At 54.8% G+C, this 18,825-nt stretch carries 17 protein-coding genes; 13 read left to right on the forward strand and 4 right to left on the reverse strand.

From position 1 onward, the window contains the following. Nucleotides 1–2 precede the first annotated feature (2 nt). On the forward strand, nucleotides 3–1,154 hold the full coding sequence (flhB, locus tag WG929_RS12425) for a flagellar biosynthesis protein FlhB (protein ID WP_416206278.1): 1,152 nt from the start codon (nucleotides 3–5) through the stop codon (nucleotides 1,152–1,154). On the opposite strand, the gene WG929_RS12430 is transcribed toward flhB, so the two are convergent. From WG929_RS12430 to WG929_RS12445, 4 genes are all read right to left on the reverse strand, one after another. After that, nucleotides 1,144–1,932, reverse strand: a complete 789-nt coding sequence (locus WG929_RS12430) for a transglutaminase-like domain-containing protein (RefSeq protein WP_416206279.1) — start codon at nucleotides 1,930–1,932, stop codon at nucleotides 1,144–1,146. The two genes, flhB and WG929_RS12430, sit on opposite strands and share 11 nt — an antisense overlap. Before the next feature lie 107 nt (nucleotides 1,933–2,039). Next, nucleotides 2,040–3,038, reverse strand: a complete 999-nt coding sequence (locus WG929_RS12435; protein ID WP_416206280.1) for a cyclic nucleotide-binding domain-containing protein — start codon at nucleotides 3,036–3,038, stop codon at nucleotides 2,040–2,042. 145 nt (nucleotides 3,039–3,183) lie between these two features. After that, entirely contained in the window at nucleotides 3,184–3,837 is a 654-nt protein-coding gene (locus WG929_RS12440; RefSeq protein ID WP_416206281.1) for a DUF502 domain-containing protein, read from the reverse strand. A 26-nt stretch (nucleotides 3,838–3,863) separates the two neighbouring features. After that, complete coding sequence (locus WG929_RS12445; RefSeq protein WP_416206282.1) at nucleotides 3,864–4,673, reverse strand: ion transporter; 810 nt, start codon at nucleotides 4,671–4,673, stop codon at nucleotides 3,864–3,866. 689 nt (nucleotides 4,674–5,362) lie between these two features. Between WG929_RS12445 and mraZ the strand changes: the two genes are divergently transcribed. Genes mraZ through WG929_RS12505 form a run of 12 tightly spaced genes read left to right on the forward strand, consistent with a single transcriptional unit; the run spans nucleotide 5,363 to nucleotide 18,825 of the window. Beyond that, a complete protein-coding gene (mraZ, locus tag WG929_RS12450; protein ID WP_416206283.1) occupies nucleotides 5,363–5,818 on the forward strand; it encodes a division/cell wall cluster transcriptional repressor MraZ in 456 nt (151 codons plus the stop codon). Next, nucleotides 5,815–6,750, forward strand: coding sequence for a 16S rRNA (cytosine(1402)-N(4))-methyltransferase RsmH (gene rsmH / locus WG929_RS12455; protein WP_416206284.1), 936 nt, complete (start codon nucleotides 5,815–5,817; stop codon nucleotides 6,748–6,750). Before mraZ ends, rsmH begins: the two co-directional genes overlap by 4 nt. Further along, complete coding sequence (gene ftsL, locus WG929_RS12460; protein WP_369855015.1) at nucleotides 6,747–7,001, forward strand: cell division protein FtsL; 255 nt, start codon at nucleotides 6,747–6,749, stop codon at nucleotides 6,999–7,001. Before rsmH ends, ftsL begins: the two co-directional genes overlap by 4 nt. Continuing rightward, nucleotides 6,998–8,719 (forward strand): peptidoglycan D,D-transpeptidase FtsI family protein, encoded by a 1,722-nt coding sequence (locus tag WG929_RS12465; protein WP_416206285.1) that lies wholly within the window; start codon nucleotides 6,998–7,000, stop codon nucleotides 8,717–8,719. The genes ftsL and WG929_RS12465 overlap by 4 nt, the downstream gene beginning before the upstream one ends. Then, a complete protein-coding gene (locus WG929_RS12470) occupies nucleotides 8,716–10,311 on the forward strand; it encodes a UDP-N-acetylmuramoyl-L-alanyl-D-glutamate--2,6-diaminopimelate ligase (protein WP_416206286.1) in 1,596 nt (531 codons plus the stop codon). Before WG929_RS12465 ends, WG929_RS12470 begins: the two co-directional genes overlap by 4 nt. Beyond that, a complete protein-coding gene (locus WG929_RS12475; RefSeq protein ID WP_416206287.1) occupies nucleotides 10,301–11,665 on the forward strand; it encodes a UDP-N-acetylmuramoyl-tripeptide--D-alanyl-D-alanine ligase in 1,365 nt (454 codons plus the stop codon). Before WG929_RS12470 ends, WG929_RS12475 begins: the two co-directional genes overlap by 11 nt. A gap of 5 nt (nucleotides 11,666–11,670) precedes the next feature. Next, nucleotides 11,671–12,753: a phospho-N-acetylmuramoyl-pentapeptide-transferase gene (gene mraY / locus WG929_RS12480; RefSeq protein ID WP_416206288.1), complete on the forward strand. Its 1,083-nt coding sequence runs from the start codon at nucleotides 11,671–11,673 to the stop codon at nucleotides 12,751–12,753. A gap of 12 nt (nucleotides 12,754–12,765) precedes the next feature. Continuing rightward, entirely contained in the window at nucleotides 12,766–14,142 is a 1,377-nt protein-coding gene (gene murD / locus WG929_RS12485) for a UDP-N-acetylmuramoyl-L-alanine--D-glutamate ligase (protein WP_416206289.1), read from the forward strand. After that, nucleotides 14,135–15,292, forward strand: a complete 1,158-nt coding sequence (gene ftsW, locus WG929_RS12490; protein WP_416206290.1) for a putative lipid II flippase FtsW — start codon at nucleotides 14,135–14,137, stop codon at nucleotides 15,290–15,292. The genes murD and ftsW overlap by 8 nt, the downstream gene beginning before the upstream one ends. Next, complete coding sequence (murG, locus tag WG929_RS12495) at nucleotides 15,289–16,419, forward strand: undecaprenyldiphospho-muramoylpentapeptide beta-N-acetylglucosaminyltransferase (protein ID WP_416206291.1); 1,131 nt, start codon at nucleotides 15,289–15,291, stop codon at nucleotides 16,417–16,419. Before ftsW ends, murG begins: the two co-directional genes overlap by 4 nt. A gap of 55 nt (nucleotides 16,420–16,474) precedes the next feature. Further along, the gene (murC, locus tag WG929_RS12500) at nucleotides 16,475–17,905 is read left to right on the forward strand and encodes a UDP-N-acetylmuramate--L-alanine ligase (protein WP_416206319.1); all 1,431 of its coding nucleotides are present in this window, start codon (nucleotides 16,475–16,477) and stop codon (nucleotides 17,903–17,905) included. Further along, complete coding sequence (locus WG929_RS12505) at nucleotides 17,905–18,825, forward strand: D-alanine--D-alanine ligase (protein ID WP_416206292.1); 921 nt, start codon at nucleotides 17,905–17,907, stop codon at nucleotides 18,823–18,825. Before murC ends, WG929_RS12505 begins: the two co-directional genes overlap by 1 nt.

The following is an 18,825-nucleotide window of genomic DNA, read 5'->3' on the forward strand; positions in this document are numbered from 1 at the left end:
GTATGGCTGAAGATACCGGTCAGGAGAAAAGCGAAGAACCCACGGCACGAAAGCTCGAAAAAGCTCGCGAGGAAGGCCAGGCGCCACGCTCGAAAGAGTTGAATACCACTGCGGTATTGGTGGTCGGGGCGCTGGGATTGCTGGCGTTGGGGCCGTATATGACCCGTCAGGTGGCCGCTATGGCCCGTTACAGCTTTGAAGTCGGGCGAGCGGATGTGTTTGACAGCAGCCGTATGGCGCATCATTTGATGGCATCGTTGGAAAGCGCGGCCATGGCATTGGCTCCCTGGCTGGCACTGATGCTGGTGGCTGCTATTGCTGGCCCTTTGGGGGTTGGTGGTTGGCTGTTTTCGAGCAAGTCGCTGGCTCCGAAGCTGAGTCGTATGAGTCCGCTGGCTGGATTGAAACGTATGTTTTCTGCCAATTCGCTGGTGGAGTTGTTCAAGGCTTGGGCCAAGGTGTTGGTGGTCGGCTTCTGTGCCTGGATGGTTTTGGGGTACTTCTTTGACGATGCCCTGAGCCTGTTGTCGATGCCGGTTGAAGGAGCGATTCCTGGTGCCGTTCATATTGTGCTTTGGTCGTTTATTTTGATGTGTATGTCCACGGCACTGATTGCGCTGGTCGATGTACCCTGGCAAATCCATAGCCATATCAAAAAGCTGAAGATGAGCCTTCAGGAAATCAAGGACGAATACAAGGACACCGAGGGCAAACCGGAAGTCAAAGGCCGGATTCGACAGCTGCAGCGTGAGGCGGCACAACGACGGATGTTGGCGGATGTGCCAAGTGCAGATGTGGTAATTACTAACCCGACTCACTTTTCGGTAGCGTTAAAATACCAGTCGGATTCGATGACGGCACCGGTTGTGGTGGCCAAGGGTGCAGACCAGGCGGCGCTAAAAATTCGGGAGATTGCGAAGGAGCATAATGTGCCCCGCATGCAGGCACCGCCTCTGGCTCGTGCGCTATATAGCCATGCGCGCATTGGTGATGAAATCCCGGAAGGCCTGTACGTCGCGGTGGCACAGGTGCTGGCGTATATTTATCAGATGGATATGTACGTCAAGGGTCGGGGGCCGAAGCCGGAGCGTCACCCGGACATGCCGATTCCACGGGACTTGCGGGTTGACCCGGAGCGTCCGCTTAACGATTGACCATCTCTACCGAGATAATCTGTTCGATGGGAAATACTGGCGGGCCGTACTGGTTATAAATGGCAACGTCGGTTGCGTCGCGGCCATAGCCGGTTGCAACGTAAGCGCCCTTGCGGCCGTATTGGGTAGCATCAAAGATGTACCAGCGGTCACCGACATAGGCTTCGAACCAGGCGTGCAAATCCATCGGTTGCAGGTCGTACAGATAACCCACCACCTGACGGGCAGGAATACTCAGTGCCCGGCATAGGGCAATACAGAGGTGAGACAGGTCGCGACAGACCCCGGATTGACGCCGGTTGATTTCAATCGCAGAAACTGGCAACGGGCTGGTGCCGGGTTCGTAACGAATGTTGCGGCGCACCCAGTCTTCGATGGCTGCCACCTGATCGTAACCGGGCAAATAGCCCTGGGTGATTTCACTGGCAAGCAGGTAAAAGCGGTCAGATTCACAATAGCGGCTGGGCAGCAGATAGGTGAGGACATCCGATGGCAGGTGCTGGATTTCGACGAAAGGCGCCCCGGGTGCTTCCTCGACATGTTCGAGCGTCATCACGTCGGCTGAACAATACAGCGCGAAGGGGCCAGGGGGGGCGATCAGGCGTTGGCAATCGTTGCCATAGAAGTCCTTGAACTCTATGACTGGCACACTGGGGAGCACTTCATACTCTTCCCGTGCAACCCATTGTTGGGAGCCTCGGCGGGCGCGCAACATAAGAATAAAAGGTGTGGGCACAGAAATTTCAAACGAAAATTCACAACTGGTGCTGATCCACATTCGCGCTTTTCCTGGCCGCTGATCGAAGGCGCAACTATAGGACCAGAAGCCGGATACGCCTAGCGCTATCCGCTGATTTTCTGGACGGAGTGGGTAATTGTAGGGTTTCAGTGCCTGAGTATCTTGACCTCAAATCCGGCTTCACTGAGGATATAGGCCGCTGCTTCTGCGCGACCTTCTCCCAGTACAACGTAAATAAAATCACGGTTGAAGTTATCCATCTGGCTACGCAGTTGCGCCAGTGGCACATTGCGTGCCCGTGCAACCGGTGCCATGGCGGCTTCCTGTTGGGTACGGACATCGAGCTGGATGACGCCGGTATCGCTGTTTTCGATCAGCTCGTCGAGCTGTTGGGGGTCGACGTATTCCAGTACCGGTGTTTTTAACAGGGTATCAAAATCGTTTTTGCTGAGTACCATGACGATGCCGTTACTGCTCATGGTAATCGTGGCACTGCGAGGCAGGCTGCTGATCAGGGAATCTTCGCCGAAGAGCGCGCCATTACTCAGTGCTGCCAGGGTTTCTTCCTGCTTGCCCTTGCCGTTGCGTCGTGTAACCACGGCTTTCCCCTGTTTGATGACATAGCATTCGTTGCCTTCATCGCCTTCCTGGATCAGCACGTCGCCCAGAGTGACTTCGCGCTCCTCAAAACGGGAGAGTAATTGCTGGATATTGCCTGGCGGAATGCGATTAAACAGCTCGGAGGTTAACAGGGCTTCAAGCCAGTCTGTTTCTTCATCGGACTCAAGCGAGCGGGCTACTTCGACCCAGGTACTGATCAGTTCAAGGTAGCGTCTGGGCAGGCTGGCAATCAGGCAGTCACTGACTGCAACAGCAGAATATTTGTGAATGAGATGGGTTGCATCCAGGGCGAGAAAGTTGCCTTCGTCCTCACCATTAAGCTGAGTCACTTCAAAATGATCGTTGACCAGGTCGATGGCACCCTCCAGCAAATAATGGCAGCGGTCATCTTGCTGCCCCCGTTTGAACAGCACGCCACGTTGAGCCAGACGAACCGGTGCAAAGTGCGGCAGCAATTCCTGGAGGGCATTTTCAGACAGATCTTCAAAGGGAATAAATTGCTGGAGTCGTGCTGCGTTGATCATGCCGTTCTGACCGGGTTGTGAATAGACTGGATGAGTGTTGTCATTATCGTGTCAGTACTTTCAGTGTTGGTGCGAGTATTGCTGCGACAATTAAAGTGCATGTAAAAGACTATAGCAAAGGGCCTGCCATGTTGCTTGAGATGTATCACATCTCTGTGGCTGCGCTGTCGTTTGTGGGCGGTCGCGACTTTGCCTGGTTCAGCGATTGGCTTTGGGATACACCGGCAGTAATGGCAAAACGCATGGCTTCCTCAAAAGACCAGTCGACTAGGGTCAGCTGTGCTTTGGGCAGGAACAGGGTATAACCACCCACCATGTAGCTCATGGGCAGATAAACAGCCACGAGAGGCTGTTCAGGGCGGGTTTGTTGTACTACGGCGGGGACGTTCTGATTGGTGATAAAGCCGACCAATGTCCCTTGTCCGGGCATATCAACCAATACCACTGGTTGGGGTTGTTTTTTCTGGCCATCAAACATCACGGTAAAATCCTTCACTGCACCGTACAGGGTTTTGACGACAGGGAAACGTAGCAGGGTGTCTTCGAGGTAGGTGTGTAACCAGTTGATAGGGTTGAACTGGATCAGCAATCCGACCACAAACAGACTGACCAGCATGACGATCAGACCGAAACCGGGAATACCGGAACTGGCACTGTCGATCTCCAGGCCGGTCCAGGACAGCAGTTCGAGACCGATATTGTCGAGCCATAGCAGTGTTGACCACAACAGCCAGGCAGTGATCACCAGCGGCAGGACGACGACAGATCCTTTTAACAGTACTCGGGCCAGATATGGCATGGGGCTTCCTTGATAGCAGAGCCGGATCAGCTGTCCGGTTTCAGGTTGTTGAGTTCTTTGCGCAGCGATCGGATTTCCAGTATCAGGTCATCCAGTGTGGCCTTGCCCTCTGCCTGATCCTGAGCTTCGCGTTCGCGTACATGCTCATCCTCCAGCACATTGACCACAATACCAATGACCATGTTCAAAAATGCGAAGGTGGTCAGAAAGATAAAGCTGAGGTAGTAGATCCATGACAGTGGGTAGACCGCCATGGTTTCGTACATAACGTCGGTCCAGTCTTCGAAGGTCATGACGCGGAACAAGGTCAGCATACCAATCGAAATATCACCCCACAGATCCGGGTTGATATGGGCAAAAAAGGTAGCTCCCACTGCTGCGTAGATGTAAAAAATAATAAACATCAGCAATACCACGTAGCCCAATTGCGGCATGGCCCGTAGCAGGGAATTCAGCAGCATGCGCAGTTCCGGAATGATCGATACCATCCGCAGTACCCGGAATATTCTTACCAGTCGTCCGACCAGAGCCAAATCACTGTTTTCAATCGGAATCAGGCTGACCACGACCACCAGGGTGTCGAATATATTCCAGCCGCTATAAAAAAAGCGTCGCTTGTTCGGGGCGGCAATAAAGCGAACGGTGATCTCAAACAGAAAGAGCAGGGTGATGCCGATGTCGAGCCACTGGATGAGCAAAACCAGCGTATCGGGGATTGGGTAGGTGCGGGCACCAATCAGCAGGGCTGAGATAATGATGACGGAGACAACCAGCCATTCAAAGGTCTTGTTGTCACGCAGTTGTTGGGAAGCCTGTTGAAGTTTCTGAATATTCATGACGATGGGTAATCAGCCAATGTGGGCATAGAAATGGGTTTGTTGTATCGATTAACCGTTGGGTACGCAGACGTGATCGGTGATCAGCTCTGCTGCGCGGTTATCTGTTCGCGACCGGACTCTGGAGGCGCATTCCGACAAACGGTCAAGTCGGTTAGGTTGGCTGGATAGTAGCGTTTTTTCAGCCATCTCCCTATCGACTTTTTTATCCGGAGTGGGCTTGGTTGGCGCATAACGGATGGGCTGTGTGAATAAATTCATATTGATCAAACTATTGGTTAGTTGGTGGTCACTTCTCATGCGAAAAAAGTCTAGGTTGTGTCAATATGTTACAGAACCTCAGAAGTTACTTTAAGTAATGACTGCACGGTTCGGTTCCTCTGAAATATTTTGATTATGACTTTTTCTCGTCCTGCCATAAAAGCCCCTAAGTGCTTGTGATTTAAAGCAAATTTCATCTTTCCACGTGATCTGCCAGCTTGCAATGACACCGGCCTGTTTTTATAGTGTCTCAAAGTGTCGAATTGTGGCGAATCGGGTCGCAAAAGTGGGAAATAGTAGGAAATAATTTATTCTGGAAGGCTATAGTCTGATTGCCCTGAGTTGACATTCATGATCACGAAATACACCGAGGCCCCTGTGCTGATCAACACCACTGAAATCTGCCAACCGTGATGGATTAACTTGTCATGTTTCGCGGAATGCACCACATCAATCTGGATGCCAAAGGTCGTCTGGCGATACCTGCAAAAGTGCGGGAGACGCTGGAGGAGGCGAGTGTGTCTGCGTTGGTGGTGACAGTGGACAGCCAGGATCGTTGCCTGATGGTTTACCCGCTTGAAGAGTGGATCAAGATTGAAGCCAAACTGAATCAGCTGCCCACACTGAATCCTGCCAGCAAACAACTGAAGCGCCTGCTGCAAGGCTATGCCACCGAGTGTGAAACCGATGGCAGTGGCCGGGTATTGATCAGTCCTGCCTGCCGCGAGTACGCCGGGCTGGTTAAAGAATGTGTGTTGATGGGTCAGGGCAACAAGCTGGAACTCTGGGACAAGGCTCGTTGGGATGGTCAGCTGGATGACTACCTGGAACAACCCATGTCGCTGGAAAATCTTCCCGACGAACTCAAGAGTCTGTCTATATGAATTTGCAAGAGCTGGCCCACGCAACCGTGTTGCTGGAACCGACCGTTACCGGTTGCCTGAATGATCCGTCCGGGGTCTATATCGATGGTACGTTTGGTCGTGGCGGACACAGTCGTTTGTTGTTGTCACAGCTGGCTGCTGATGGTCGTTTGTATGGTTTCGACAAGGATCCGCGCGCCATTGAAACCGGCGAGCAGCTGCATCAGGAAGACGCGCGCTTCGAAGTGGTTCAAGCGTCTTTTGCTGACATGAAGCAGGAAATGGCCGCCCGTGGCATTGCGCATATCAACGGTATCTTGCTGGATTTGGGTGTGTCGTCGCCACAGCTGGATGATCCAGAGCGCGGTTTCAGCTTTATGCGTGATGGCCCGCTGGATATGCGTATGAACCCGGATGCGGGCCTGTCGGCCGCTGAGTGGGTGGCGACCACCGATGAAAATGACATTGTCCGGGTGCTGAAAGAATACGGTGAAGAGCGTTTTGCCAAACGTATGGCTCGCGCCATCGTGACCACCCGTGCCACCACTCCGATTACCCGCACCTTGCAGCTGGCGGAGCTGATCAAGGAAGCCAATCCAGCTTGGGAGCGCCACAAGCATCCAGCGACCCGTGCTTTCCAGGCGATCCGGATTGCGGTGAATAATGAGCTGGGTGATCTGGAACGGGTGCTGAATGAGAGTGTGGATTTCCTGGTACCGGGGGGGCGGCTGGCGGTGATCAGCTTTCACTCGCTGGAAGATCGTATGGTAAAGCGGTTTATCCGAGCTCAGGAGAAGGGGCGCGATTTGCCTCCCGGTCTCCCTGTGCTGGAAGCGGATTTAGGCAAAACCATGAAACGTATCGGCAAGGCCATTATGCCGAACGATGATGAGATCCGTACTAATGCCCGTGCTCGCAGTGCGGTGTTGCGTATCGCCGAGCGCTTGCCATGAACCTGGCTGTCGTGCTGGTTTGGCTGGTAGTGGTGGTGTCGGCTCTGGTGCAAATCGGAGTCAGTCACGGTCATCGTCAGCTGGTTCAGCAATGGCAGACGCTCGAAAAACACAGTGACGCTTTGCAACAGGAGCAGACGCAACTGGTATTGGAGCTGGCGGCATTAACCAGCTACTCCCGGATCGATCAGCGTGCACGACGTGAACTTAATATGATTGAACCACAACAGGTCAGGATTCTTTCCCAATGACAGTCTCACGGCAGGATCATTCAACTCAGGGCATTACCCGCTGGCGCTTTGTACTGGTGCTGATGGTGATGGTTGCGCTGTTGTTGCTGATTCTGCTGCGGCTGGTCTCGTTGCATACGGTGGATCAGCCTTTTCTGTTTGAAGAAGGTGAAAAACGCATTGTCCGTGCTCAGGTTCAACCGGCGCGGCGCGGTATGATCACTGACCGCTTCGGCAAGCCGCTGGCCGTCAGTACGGCCGTGACGGACATCAGTCTTAATCCTCAGGTGTTTGACCTTGCACAGGTGGCACCATTGGCCAAGGTGTTGGGTATTTCTGCCAACCGGCTGACGCAGCAAATCACAGCTGCCCGCCAGCGGGGTCGTGGTTTCTTTTATGTCGATCGGCAGGTGCAACCGGCCCAGGCTGATCAGGTTGTGGCTCTGGGGCTGGAGGGTTTGCAGTTCGAAAGTCGTTTTCGACGTTATTATCCTGCCGCCGAGGTGACAGCGCATGTGGTCGGTATCGTGGATATTGATGGCAACGGCCAGGAGGGTCTGGAGCTGGCCTATAACGATTACCTGACGGGTACGGGTGGACGTCGCACCGTGATTCGTGATCGCTATGGCCGTGTGGTCAAGCAGCTGGCGGTGGAGTCCGTGGCCCAGCCGGGCAATGACTTGCGTCTGACCATTGACCTGCGTTTGCAATATCTGGCGTATCGCGAGCTGATGGCCGCTGTCCGCCAGCATCATGCGACTTCTGGCAGTGCGGTGTTGCTGGATGCTCATAATGGTGACGTTCTGGCGATGGTGAACCAGCCTTCGTACAACCCCAATAATCGGGCCGGATTGAAACCAGCGTATATGCGTAATCGGGCGCTGGCCGATGTACTGGAGCCTGGGTCGACCATGAAGCCCTTTACTGTGGCAGCAGCGCTGGATTCCGGGCGCTATACCCCGAGCACGTTGGTCGATACCAGTCCGGGCTATTTGCGGGTTAAAAACAAAACCATCCGCGATCATCGCGATTATGGCGTTCTGGATGTGACCGGTGTGATTACCAAATCCAGTAACGTGGGTGTGACCCTGATTTCGGCGGATCTCGGTGCGGAGACTGTGTTCAAAATAATGAGTGCCGCAGGTCTTGGGCAGGCTACTGGCCTGGGCTTTCCCGGTGAGAGTGTCGGTATTTTACCCTACCCCGAACAGATGGATGACCTGCGTCTGGCGACGGTGTCGTACGGTTACGGCATGGCGGTTTCGCCATTGCAGCTGGCACAGTCCTATACCAGTTTTACCCAGCATGGTTGCCGTTTGAACGCGACGTTGTTACTGGACAGTGAGTCACGTCCAGACTGTCAGCGGGTGATGTCCGACAAGGTCGCCCGCCAGGTGTTGGATATTCTCGAAACCGTCACCTCCGACCTCGGTACTGGACGACGCGCTCGTGTTGCCGGTTATCGGGTGGGTGGCAAAACCGGGACAGCGCACAAGGTTGGCGAAAATGGCTATGAAGATGCGACTTATAACGCAGTCTTTGCCGGTATCGCACCGCTCACCGATCCTGATCTGGTGCTGGTAGTGGCGATTGATGAACCACAAGGGCGTGAGTATTACGGGGGCGAAGTCGCTGCGCCGGTGTTTTCGCGCATTATGGAGCAGGCACTACGTTTACGTCAGATTGCACCGGACGATTCGACAGCGGCTGCCCTGATTGTTGCCGGAGGCCCGAAATGAAGCTTTCCCAATTGCTGCAGGATGATCTGTTTGTTCCGCCGGAGTGGGATCGTGAATTTGCCGAGGTGGTAACGGATAGCCGGGATGTGCAGCCAGGAGACCTGTTTGTCGCCCGCAGCGGTGCAGCCAGCCATGGTTCAGCGTATATCAATGCCGCCATCCAGAAAGGTGCGGTGGCTGTTTTGCAGGAAGCGGATAGCGGATTTCGCTGTGAATTCGGTCAGACCGCAGTGCCGGTATTTTCTGCTCCTGTGGTGTCTGCCCGCCTAGCAGCATGGCTTTATCGTCGTTATCAGCAGGTTTGTCATTTGCCTGTGTTCGCGGTGACGGGCACCAATGGCAAGAGTTCGTGCGTGTCGTATCTGGCACAGCTTTCCCATGCACTGGGCAAGCCTTGTGGTGTGTTGGGGACGCTGGGTAATGGGCTTTGGCCTGAATTGGCGTCAACTCGTAATACAACACCGGATTTGTCGGTGGTGTTGCGGACACTGGCTCAGGTGGCTGAACAGGGCGGCTGTCGTGCAGCGATGGAAGTGTCTTCTCACGGCCTGGATCAGGGGCGCGTGGCAGGGATGAGCTTTGAGGGCGCATTACTGACCAATATGACCCAGGATCATCTCGATTATCACGGTGATATGGAAAGCTACTACCAGGCCAAACGTCGACTGTTGCTGGATTACCATACCGGTTTTGTACTGATTAATCGTGATTGTTCTTATGGCCAGCGGTTGCTGGCAGACACCGAAATACAGGGGCAGCGGTACAGTTATGGCCTGGTGACGGACGAAGTCATTGCTGGCGATGCTGTGCAGGGTTACGCCGAGGGCAATGTTCAACATATCGGTTATCGCATACTGGCTCTGGACAGTACGGGCATCAGCGCAGAGTTGATTACCCCCTGGGGACAGTGCTGCTTGCAGTTACCGTTGCTGGGAGCATTCAATCTGGCGAATGCCGTCGCGGCGATTGCTATGTTGGCTGCTGCTGGAGAGTCATTGGCGTTGCTGGTCGACGCCGCCGCACAGTTGCAGCCGGTTGCCGGGCGGATGGAAGTATATCGGCCATCCAGCGGCGATGGCCCGACGGTCATTGTGGATTTTGCCCATACACCGGATGCGTTGGTGAGCGTGTTGTCATCCTTGTTGCCCTGGCAGCAGCCGTTGACGCTGGTGTTTGGTTGTGGCGGTGATCGAGATCGGGGCAAGCGCCCGCAGATGCTGGCGGCAGCGATGAAATATGCGGATTCAGTCTGGCTCACTGACGACAATCCACGTTCTGAAGACCCACAACAGATTTTTGCCGATACGATGACCGCTCCGGGTGCCCGCGAGGCTGGTATTCATCTCGAACACGATCGCGCTCTGGCAATTACACAAGCGATTCAACAGGCACTTGCGCAAGCATCCTCTCGTCGTGGCGGGCTGGTTAGGAGTGGTCTGGTAGTGATTGCGGGTAAAGGGCATGAAACCTGGCAGGAAATTGCCGGTGTCAAACATCCCTACAGCGATGCGGCGGTGCTGGCGACGCTGGGTTACGAGGCTCGTCGTGGATCTCATGGTGGCAGTCAGAGTGGAGGTCGTCATGCTGTTTGATTTTACCCTGAGTCAGGTGGCCTCTTTACTGGGGCTGGCGCAACCCTCGCGGGATGTACGTTGTACTGGCATCTCGACCGACACACGCCAGATTCAGCCAGGTGACTTGTATGTCGCACTTCGGGGCGAACACTTTAATGGTAACGATTTTGCCGCACCGGCGCTGGCCGCCGGAGCCGTTGCGGTATTACTGGATGAAGTGCCTGGCGTTGAGCCAGATGGCCCCATGCTGGTATGTGACGATGCCTTGTTGGCTTATGGCCTGATCGCTGGCTGGCAACGAGACGCTTTCGCTGGCCCGATCGTTGCGATTACCGGCAGTGCCGGAAAAACCACCACCAAGCAATTGATGGCAAAGGTGCTGGAGCAGCAATTTACTACCTGGATGACGCAGGGAAATCTGAACAATCATATCGGTGTGCCCAAAACCCTGTTGGCGCTGCAATCAGAGCATGAAGCTGCCGTTGTTGAGTTGGGAGCCAGCGGCCCCGGCGAAATTCGTTATACCGCCTGCCTGGTCAAGCCCGTGGTGGGGATTATTACCAATGCCAGCGCTGCGCATCTGGAAGGTTTTGGCTCGCTGGCTGGTGTTGTACAAACCAAGGGTGAATTGATTGATTGCGTTGACGCTGAGGGCATTGTGGTGTTGAACGCGGACGACCCGGCCTTTGACCAGTGGCGAGCACGAGCTGGACACAAGCAGGTGATTACGTTTGGCCTGTCGGCAACGGCGGATTTGTATGCAGAAGACTTGCAAGCCCGTGTTGATGGCAGCGATTTTACGGTGTGTTGCCGTGGTCAGAGTTGGTCTCAGCCGGTGCAGCTGGCCTTTCCAGGGCGCCACAATATTGCCAATGCGCTGGCGGTGTTTGCGGCAGCGCTGGGCCTTGGTATGTCCCCTGCTATTGTGGCCAAAGGTCTGGAGGCCGCAGCCCCTGTGGCCGGGCGTATGAAAACACTGGTTGGTGAAGGGGGAGCCCGGATTATTGACGACAGCTACAACGCCAACCCGGCTTCCATTCGGGCGGCGATTGATGTAATAAGCCTCGCGCCCTGTGCCTGGTTGGTATTGGGCGATATGGCGGAACTGGGCGAGGGAGCCGAACAAGCGCACAGCGACATGGGTCGTTATGCCAAACAACAAGGAGTCTCGGCACTGGTCGCGACCGGGCCGTTGAGCCGCGCCACTGTGACGGCATTTGGCGAGCAGGGGTATTGGTTGCCTGATCGTGATGCTGTGGTGGCGTTTATAAAACAAAAAATGCCCGATCAGGCGACGATTCTGATCAAGGGTTCGCGCAGCGCCGGGATGGATCAGGTGGTTCGGGCGTTGCAACTGCATTCAGGGGAATAGGGTTTATGTTGTTGTGGCTGGGTGAATGGCTGACGCAGTGGCACTCGGGTTTTGGTGTCGTGGGTTATTTGTCGTTAAGGAGCATCTTCGCAGTGATTACTGCGTTGGTGGTGTCCATGGTGCTCGGGCCGGTTGTTATTCGCAAATTACGCGAATACCAGATTGGTCAGGCGATCCGTGACGTGGGGCCGAAGTCGCATCTGAGCAAGGCGGGGACACCTACCATGGGCGGGGTGTTGATTCTGGTATCGATCGCGCTCAGTACGCTGTTATGGGGCAATCTGGAAAATCGTTTCGTCTGGGTCGTGTTGCTGCTGACTTTGACCTTTGGCGCTATTGGCTGGGTGGATGATTACCGCAAGGTGGTGGAAAAAAACTCCCGTGGTCTGCCTGGCCGCTGGAAATATTTCTGGCAATCGGTATTGGGTCTGCTGGCGGCGGCTTATCTGTATTACAGCGCCCAGAGCCCGCAGGAAACCCAGTTTGTGGTGCCCTTTTTCAAAGACATCATGCCGCAGCTGGGGTTGATGTTTGTGCTGCTGAGCTACTTTGTCATCGTTGGCTCCAGTAATGCCGTGAACCTGACGGATGGTCTGGATGGTTTGGCGATTATGCCGACGGTGATGGTCAGCGCCGCATTGGGTGTGTGTGCTTATCTCGCTGGCAACGTCAACTACGCCAACTATTTGCATATTCCCTATATCGCGGGTGCCGGTGAACTGGTGGTGTTTTGTGGTGCCATGGTGGGGGCCGGGATTGGTTTCCTCTGGTTTAACACCTATCCGGCACAAGTGTTCATGGGCGATGTCGGTTCTCTGGCACTGGGCGCTGCGCTCGGCATTGTGGCAGTGATTATCCGGATGGAAGTGGTGCTGTTTATTATGGGTGGCATTTTTGTTGCCGAAACCCTGTCGGTGATCCTGCAGGTAGCGTCGTTCAAAATGACGGGTAAACGCATTTTCCGCATGGCACCGCTGCATCACCATTTTGAATTGAAAGGTTGGCCAGAACCACGCGTGATTGTGCGCTTCTGGATTGTCACCATTATTCTTGTGCTGGCCGGGTTGGCCACACTGAAAATTCGTTAACGGGCTGTATTTATGACGCTGGCAAAGGCACACATCAAACGTATGATCGTCGGGCTGGGCGTTTCCGGTCAGGCGACGGCACGTTATTGCCAGCGTATGGGCTGGGCGTTTGATCTGTGCGACAGCCGTGATGCCTTGCCTGCTGTGGACAGTCTGAAAGCGCAATTCCCCAAGGCCAATATCCGTCTCGGGGCGTTGGATGGTGAGTTGTTGGCTGATTATCACCAGATTATTGTCAGCCCTGGGGTGGCACTGTCGGAACCGGCGTTACAACAGGCGCTGAGTGAACAGGTTGAAGTCATTGGTGATGTCGAGCTGTTTGCCCGCCATAACCATACGCCAGTCATCGCCATCACTGGCTCCAACGGTAAAAGTACCGTCACCACGCTGGTGCGGGATATTCTGGTGGATGCCGGTATGAGCGCTGTGATGGGCGGCAATATCGGTGTGCCGGTACTGGATTTGCTGGATGGGCCACAACCGGACGTTTATGTGCTGGAGTTGTCGAGTTTCCAGCTGGAAACCACTTCCAGTCTGAAGGCTCGGGTGGCCACCATTCTGAACCTGAGCGAAGACCATCTGGATCGTTATCAGGGTATGGCGGACTATGGGTTGGCCAAACAGCGTATTTTTATCGGCTGTGAGCTGGCGGTGGTCAATCGTGATGATGATGGCAGTAGCCCTCATGATGAAATCGCTGAAGAAGCCGGTTTTACCCTGAATGCCCCGGCCGGTGATGATTTTGGACTGCAGCCAGGTGAGCGTGACGGCATTACCGGTGATTGGGTGGTGCGTGCCGGTATGAAACTGGTGCACAGCTCGGAGTTGAAGATCCGTGGCCGCCACAATCTGGCCAATGTGATGGCTGCGCTGGCGCTGGTCGAAACCGTGGGTGTGAGTCCCGCTCAGGCTCGCACCACGCTGTGTCGCTTTGCCGGTCTGGCGCATCGCTGTGAATGGGTCGGAGAGCATAACGGTGTTGCGTTTATCAACGACTCTAAAGGCACTAATGTGGGTTCAACCCTGGCGGCTATTCAGGGATTGGCTGGCCAGAGCCGTGCTGGCGAAGCTGGATCACTCTGGTTATTGGCGGGTGGCGATGGCAAAGGACAGGATTTTCAACCTTTGACTAGCGCCTGTAAGACCGGTATCGCTGGCGTGTGTTGTTTTGGCAAAGATGGCGGATCACTGGCCACAGCGCTGGCCGCAACTTGCCCGACCTACCATTTTCCGGATCTGTTTGAAGCCTTTACGTTTGCTGCCCGTAATGCCAGTGCGGGAGACATTGTGCTGTTATCACCGGCCTGTGCCAGTCTGGATCAGTTTCCCAATTACCTGGAACGCGGTCGACGTTTCTGCGAGCTGGTCGGGAGGTTGGTGGATGTTTGAGAATCTGCGCTGGCAAGCTCGCGATCAGCATTTTATTCCCTGGTTGCTACTGATGGTACTGGGCTGGGTGATGGTGGCTTCAGCAGCGACTGGTATTGGTGAAAAGCTGACGGGTAATGCCGCGTATTTTGCTATTCGCCACGGTGTATATCTGATGCTGGGTGTTGCCGCGCTGTATATCGCCAGTCAGATCAGTCTGGAGCGCTGGCGTCAGTTCGAGTTGCCGATGCTGGCGCTGGGTTTTGTCGGACTGTGTCTGGTGCTGGTGCCGGGGGTTGGCCATGAGGTGAATGGCAGTCGTCGCTGGTTGAACTTTGTTTTGTTCAAGTTACAGGCATCGGAATTGGCCAAGCTGGCCGCCATTTTTTATGTGTCCGGCTATTTGGTGCGCCGCTTGCCGGAGGTGCGTGAACGTTTCTGGGGCTTTATCAAACCCTTGTTTGTACTGGTCATCATGGTGCTGTTGCTGCTGATGGAACCGGATTTTGGTGCCGCTGTTGTTTTGTTGGGCGCGGCGATGATTCAGCTGTTTCTGGGGGGCGTTAAGGCTGGACAGTATTTCTTGTTGATGATCGGTACCGGGGTTTTGTCGGTGATAGCGCTGACATCAGAAGAATGGCGAGTGGCACGGTTGATGGCATATCTTGACCCCTGGGCACCCGAACATGTGTACGGTACCGGATATCAGCTTACCCAGTCACTGATTGCATTTGGCCGTGGCGAGTGGTTCGGGGTGGGCTTGGGAGAAAGCGTGCAGAAACTGTTTTACCTGCCAGAAGCCCATACCGACTTTGTGTTCGCTATTTGGGCTGAAGAAACCGGATTATTTGGTGGTTTGATGGCGATTGCATTACTGACGTTTCTGGTAGCGCGGATCTGGCAAACCGTGTGGATTGCACAACAACGCGGCTTGCTTTATGGCGCCTATATTGCGGCGGGTATCGGATCGTTACTGGCGCTGCAAATTGTGATTAACCTGGGCGTAAATATCGGCTTGTTACCGACCAAGGGGCTGACCTTGCCATTTTTCAGCTACGGCGGCAGCAGCCTGGTGTTGGCCTGCGCCATGATCGGTATTGTGATGCGGGTGAAGCATGAAGCCATGCTGTTGCCTGAGCTGGAACAGCACGACGACGGAGGTGCACAATGAGTCCGTCAACGTCAACGTCAACGTCAACGTCAACGTCAACGTCAACGCCAACAGTCAAACCGACAACCAGAAAAGTCGCCCTGATTATGGCTGCCGGTACTGGTGGCCATGTTTTTCCGGCCCTGGCCGTTGCCCATGCGCTGGTGGCCCAAGGGTATGATATTCACTGGCTCGGGACACCGTATGGCATGGAACAAAATCTTGTTCCGGCGGCTGGCTATCCCCTGCATGCGGTGAATATTCGTGGGCTACGTGGCAAGGGAATCAAAGGCCTGATCTTGGCACCCTGGCGCATTGCTCTGGCGACCTGGCAATCGCTGGCGGTTATTCGGGCTATCAAGGCCGATATTGTGGTGGGGTTTGGTGGTTATATTGCTGGCCCAGGCGGGGTGGCGGCGCGCCTCGCGGGGGTGCCACTGCTGATTCACGAACAGAATGCCATTGCCGGCATGACCAATCGCTGGCTCAACCGGATTGCACACTTAAGCCTGCAGGCATTTCCTGGCGCTTTGTCTGGAGCTGTGACGGTGGGGAATCCGGTACGACGCGAACTGGCGGAATTACCGGTGCGAGCAGTGCCACCCTCTGACCCGTTAAATGTGCTGGTCGTGGGTGGCAGTCTCGGTGCTGCTGCGCTGAACGATGTGGTACTGACGTGTTGGCAAGGGCTGGCGGCGGATCAGCGACCAAATTTGCGCCATCAGGTGGGCAAACGGGATTACGAGCGGATGTTGGCGGCCTATGACGCCAGCAACGTGGTCGCCGAGGTTTCCGCATTTATTGATGATATGGCAGCAGCCTATGGTTGGGCAGATCTGATGATTTGCCGCTCTGGTGCACTGACCGTGTCCGAAATCGCCGCCGTAGGCAAGGCGGCCATCTTTGTACCATTCCCCTATGCGGTTGATGATCATCAAACGGTCAATGCCGGTTATCTGGCTGATGCCGGTGCCGCGCTGATTCGTCAACAAAAGGATCTGACGCCAGAGTGGCTGCAACACACACTTGGCCTGCTGAATCAGGATCGTAGCCGGTTACAGACTATGGCCGATCAGAGTCGTGCCCAGGCCCGACCGGATGCAACCGCTCTGGCCGTTGAACAGATTATGAGGAAAACACGTGATTGATGCGTCTGCAGAACCGACGCTGGCAAATGGTCAGCTGGCACATTTGATTCCCGAGATGCGACGTATTCGCTGCATCCATTTTGTCGGTATTGGTGGCACCGGGATGTGCGGTATTGCGGAGGTGCTGCTGAATCAGGGATATATGATTACCGGCTCGGATATTCGCGCATCGGCGGTTACCCGTCGTTTGCAGAACCTGGGTGTCACACTGTTTATCGGCCATGAGGCAGAAAATATTGCGATTGCCGATGTGGTAGTGGTGTCTTCTGCGATCGATACCCGCAATCCGGAAGTGGCTGCGGCGCTGGCACAGCGTAAACCGGTGGTGCGGCGGGCCGAAATGCTGGCGGAGCTGATGCGTTTTCGCCACGGCGTTGCGGTGGCCGGAACCCATGGCAAGACGACCACGACCAGTTTGTTGACCAGTATTTTTGCCGAAGCCGGGCTGGATCCGACGTTTGTCATTGGCGGCAAGTTGAACAGTGCCGGGGCCAACGCCCGTTTGGGTGCCAGTCGTTATCTGATTGCGGAAGCGGACGAAAGTGATGCCAGCTTCCTGCACTTGCAACCGATGGTCTCGATTGTTACCAATATTGATGCTGACCATATGTCGACCTACGGCGGTGACTTTGAACGGCTGAAGCAGACCTTTATCGAGTTCCTGCACAATTTGCCATTTTATGGTCTGGCAGTCGTCTGTATCGATGATGACACCGTGCGTTCAATTCTTCCTGAGATTTCACGGCAAACTGTGACCTATGGTTTTTCCGGCGATGCCGATTACCGCGCCATCAATGTTGTGCAACAGGGGATGTTCACCGAATTTACCCTGGTGCGTCCCGGAGATCGACTGCCGCTTAATATTCGCATGAGAATGCCGGGTCGACATAATGTACTGAATGCGCTGGCGACAGTTGCGGTCGCGGATGAAGAAGGTGTCGCGGATGACGCCATTCGCTCAGCGCTGGAAAAATTTGCCGGGGTTGGCCGGCGCTTTCAAGTGTGCGGAGAATTCCCATTGGCTGGTGGCAACGTGATGATGGTGGATGATTATGGCCACCATCCTCGTGAACTGGAAGTGACTATTGAAGCCATTCGCAAGGGCTTTCCCGAGCGCCGGCTGGTGATGTTGTTCCAGCCGCATCGTTTCAGTCGTACCCGCGACCTGTATGAAGATTTTGTCAAAGTGTTATCGACGGCCGATGTCCTGCTGCTGATGGATGTCTACCCGGCAGGAGAAAAAGCGATTGCCGGTGCTGATGGCCGCTCACTGTGCGGCAGTATTCGCCAGCGCGGCGAAGTAGACCCGGTATTTATCGAACGTGGCGAATCCCTCGAAGGTTTGTTGACCGGAGTACTCAAAGCCGGTGACCTGCTGCTGACTCAGGGGGCTGGCGATATTGGCTCATTGGCTGTTCAGCTGGCGGAGCAATTGCCAGGTTGGCTGCAGCCCCTCAATAGCATTATTGAAGAGGGGAGTCGCTGATGGCGGATGACATCGGTTTTGGTCGTGTTGCGGTACTAATGGGTGGGGTTTCTGCCGAACGGCCCGTATCGCTGCGCAGTGGTCAGGCGGTGTTGGAAGCCTTGATTGCAGAAGGAGTGGATGCCGTTGGGGTTGATGTACAAGACGATATCGCTGCTCGTCTGGCCCGCGAACATTTTGATATGGCTTTTATCGCCTTGCATGGTCGGGGTGGCGAGGATGGCACCATTCAGGGATTGCTGGAGTGGTTGAAAATACCCTACACCGGCAGCGGTGTGATGGCGTCAGCGCTCGGAATGGACAAATGGCGCACTAAACTGATCTGGCAGGCGGCTGGTTTGCCAACCCCCGCTGCGGTGTTGCTTGGCCAACAGTCCGATTGGCAGCAAGTCATGAATGAGCTGGGTACTGACGTTATCGTCAAGCCAGCTCATGAGGGATCCAGCATCGGAATGCGTAAAGTACACGATGCTCAGGCTTTGCAAGACAGTTATCAATTTGCCAGTCAATACGATGCATTAGTACTGGCAGAACGCTGGATCAGCGGGCGTGAGTACACCATAGCGGTGGTGAATGGCCAGGCGTTACCGGTTATTCAGCTGAGGACATCACATGAATTTTATGATTACGAAGCAAAATACGAATCGGCGGATACCCAGTATTTATTACCTTCCGGGCTGACTGCCGAAAAAGAGAACGAATTGCAGCAGCTATCGATGACTGCGTTTGAACTGATTGGCTGTCGAGGTTGGGGTCGGGTTGATGTGATGGCGGACGCTGAGGGTCGGTTCTGGTTGCTGGAAGTCAACACCAGTCCAGGCATGACCGATCATAGCCTGGTGCCCATGGCAGCCCGAGCAATAGGCATGTCGTTTTCACAACTGGTTATCCAGTTACTGAAAGAGGTGCAGAAGCGCTGA

This window comes from Oceanobacter antarcticus, assembly GCF_044962685.1.
Classification (GTDB): Bacteria; Pseudomonadota; Gammaproteobacteria; order Pseudomonadales; family Oceanobacteraceae; genus Oceanobacter; species Oceanobacter antarcticus.

What these genes read in the sequence shown, in the direction of transcription:
- flhB (WP_416206278.1), top strand. Translation starts at nt 3, where the DNA reads ATGGCTGAAGATACCGGTCAGGAGAAAAGCGAAGAACCCACGGCACGA.
- WG929_RS12430 (WP_416206279.1), bottom strand. Translation starts at nt 1,932, where the DNA reads ATGTGGATCAGCACCAGTTGTGAATTTTCGTTTGAAATTTCTGTGCCC.
- WG929_RS12435 (WP_416206280.1), bottom strand. Translation starts at nt 3,038, where the DNA reads ATGATCAACGCAGCACGACTCCAGCAATTTATTCCCTTTGAAGATCTG.
- WG929_RS12440 (WP_416206281.1), bottom strand. Translation starts at nt 3,837, where the DNA reads ATGCCATATCTGGCCCGAGTACTGTTAAAAGGATCTGTCGTCGTCCTG.
- WG929_RS12445 (WP_416206282.1), bottom strand. Translation starts at nt 4,673, where the DNA reads ATGAATATTCAGAAACTTCAACAGGCTTCCCAACAACTGCGTGACAAC.
- mraZ (WP_416206283.1), top strand. Translation starts at nt 5,363, where the DNA reads ATGTTTCGCGGAATGCACCACATCAATCTGGATGCCAAAGGTCGTCTG.
- rsmH (WP_416206284.1), top strand. Translation starts at nt 5,815, where the DNA reads ATGAATTTGCAAGAGCTGGCCCACGCAACCGTGTTGCTGGAACCGACC.
- ftsL (WP_369855015.1), top strand. Translation starts at nt 6,747, where the DNA reads ATGAACCTGGCTGTCGTGCTGGTTTGGCTGGTAGTGGTGGTGTCGGCT.
- WG929_RS12465 (WP_416206285.1), top strand. Translation starts at nt 6,998, where the DNA reads ATGACAGTCTCACGGCAGGATCATTCAACTCAGGGCATTACCCGCTGG.
- WG929_RS12470 (WP_416206286.1), top strand. Translation starts at nt 8,716, where the DNA reads ATGAAGCTTTCCCAATTGCTGCAGGATGATCTGTTTGTTCCGCCGGAG.
- WG929_RS12475 (WP_416206287.1), top strand. Translation starts at nt 10,301, where the DNA reads ATGCTGTTTGATTTTACCCTGAGTCAGGTGGCCTCTTTACTGGGGCTG.
- mraY (WP_416206288.1), top strand. Translation starts at nt 11,671, where the DNA reads ATGTTGTTGTGGCTGGGTGAATGGCTGACGCAGTGGCACTCGGGTTTT.
- murD (WP_416206289.1), top strand. Translation starts at nt 12,766, where the DNA reads ATGACGCTGGCAAAGGCACACATCAAACGTATGATCGTCGGGCTGGGC.
- ftsW (WP_416206290.1), top strand. Translation starts at nt 14,135, where the DNA reads ATGTTTGAGAATCTGCGCTGGCAAGCTCGCGATCAGCATTTTATTCCC.
- murG (WP_416206291.1), top strand. Translation starts at nt 15,289, where the DNA reads ATGAGTCCGTCAACGTCAACGTCAACGTCAACGTCAACGTCAACGTCA.
- murC (WP_416206319.1), top strand. Translation starts at nt 16,475, where the DNA reads ATGCGACGTATTCGCTGCATCCATTTTGTCGGTATTGGTGGCACCGGG.
- WG929_RS12505 (WP_416206292.1), top strand. Translation starts at nt 17,905, where the DNA reads ATGGCGGATGACATCGGTTTTGGTCGTGTTGCGGTACTAATGGGTGGG.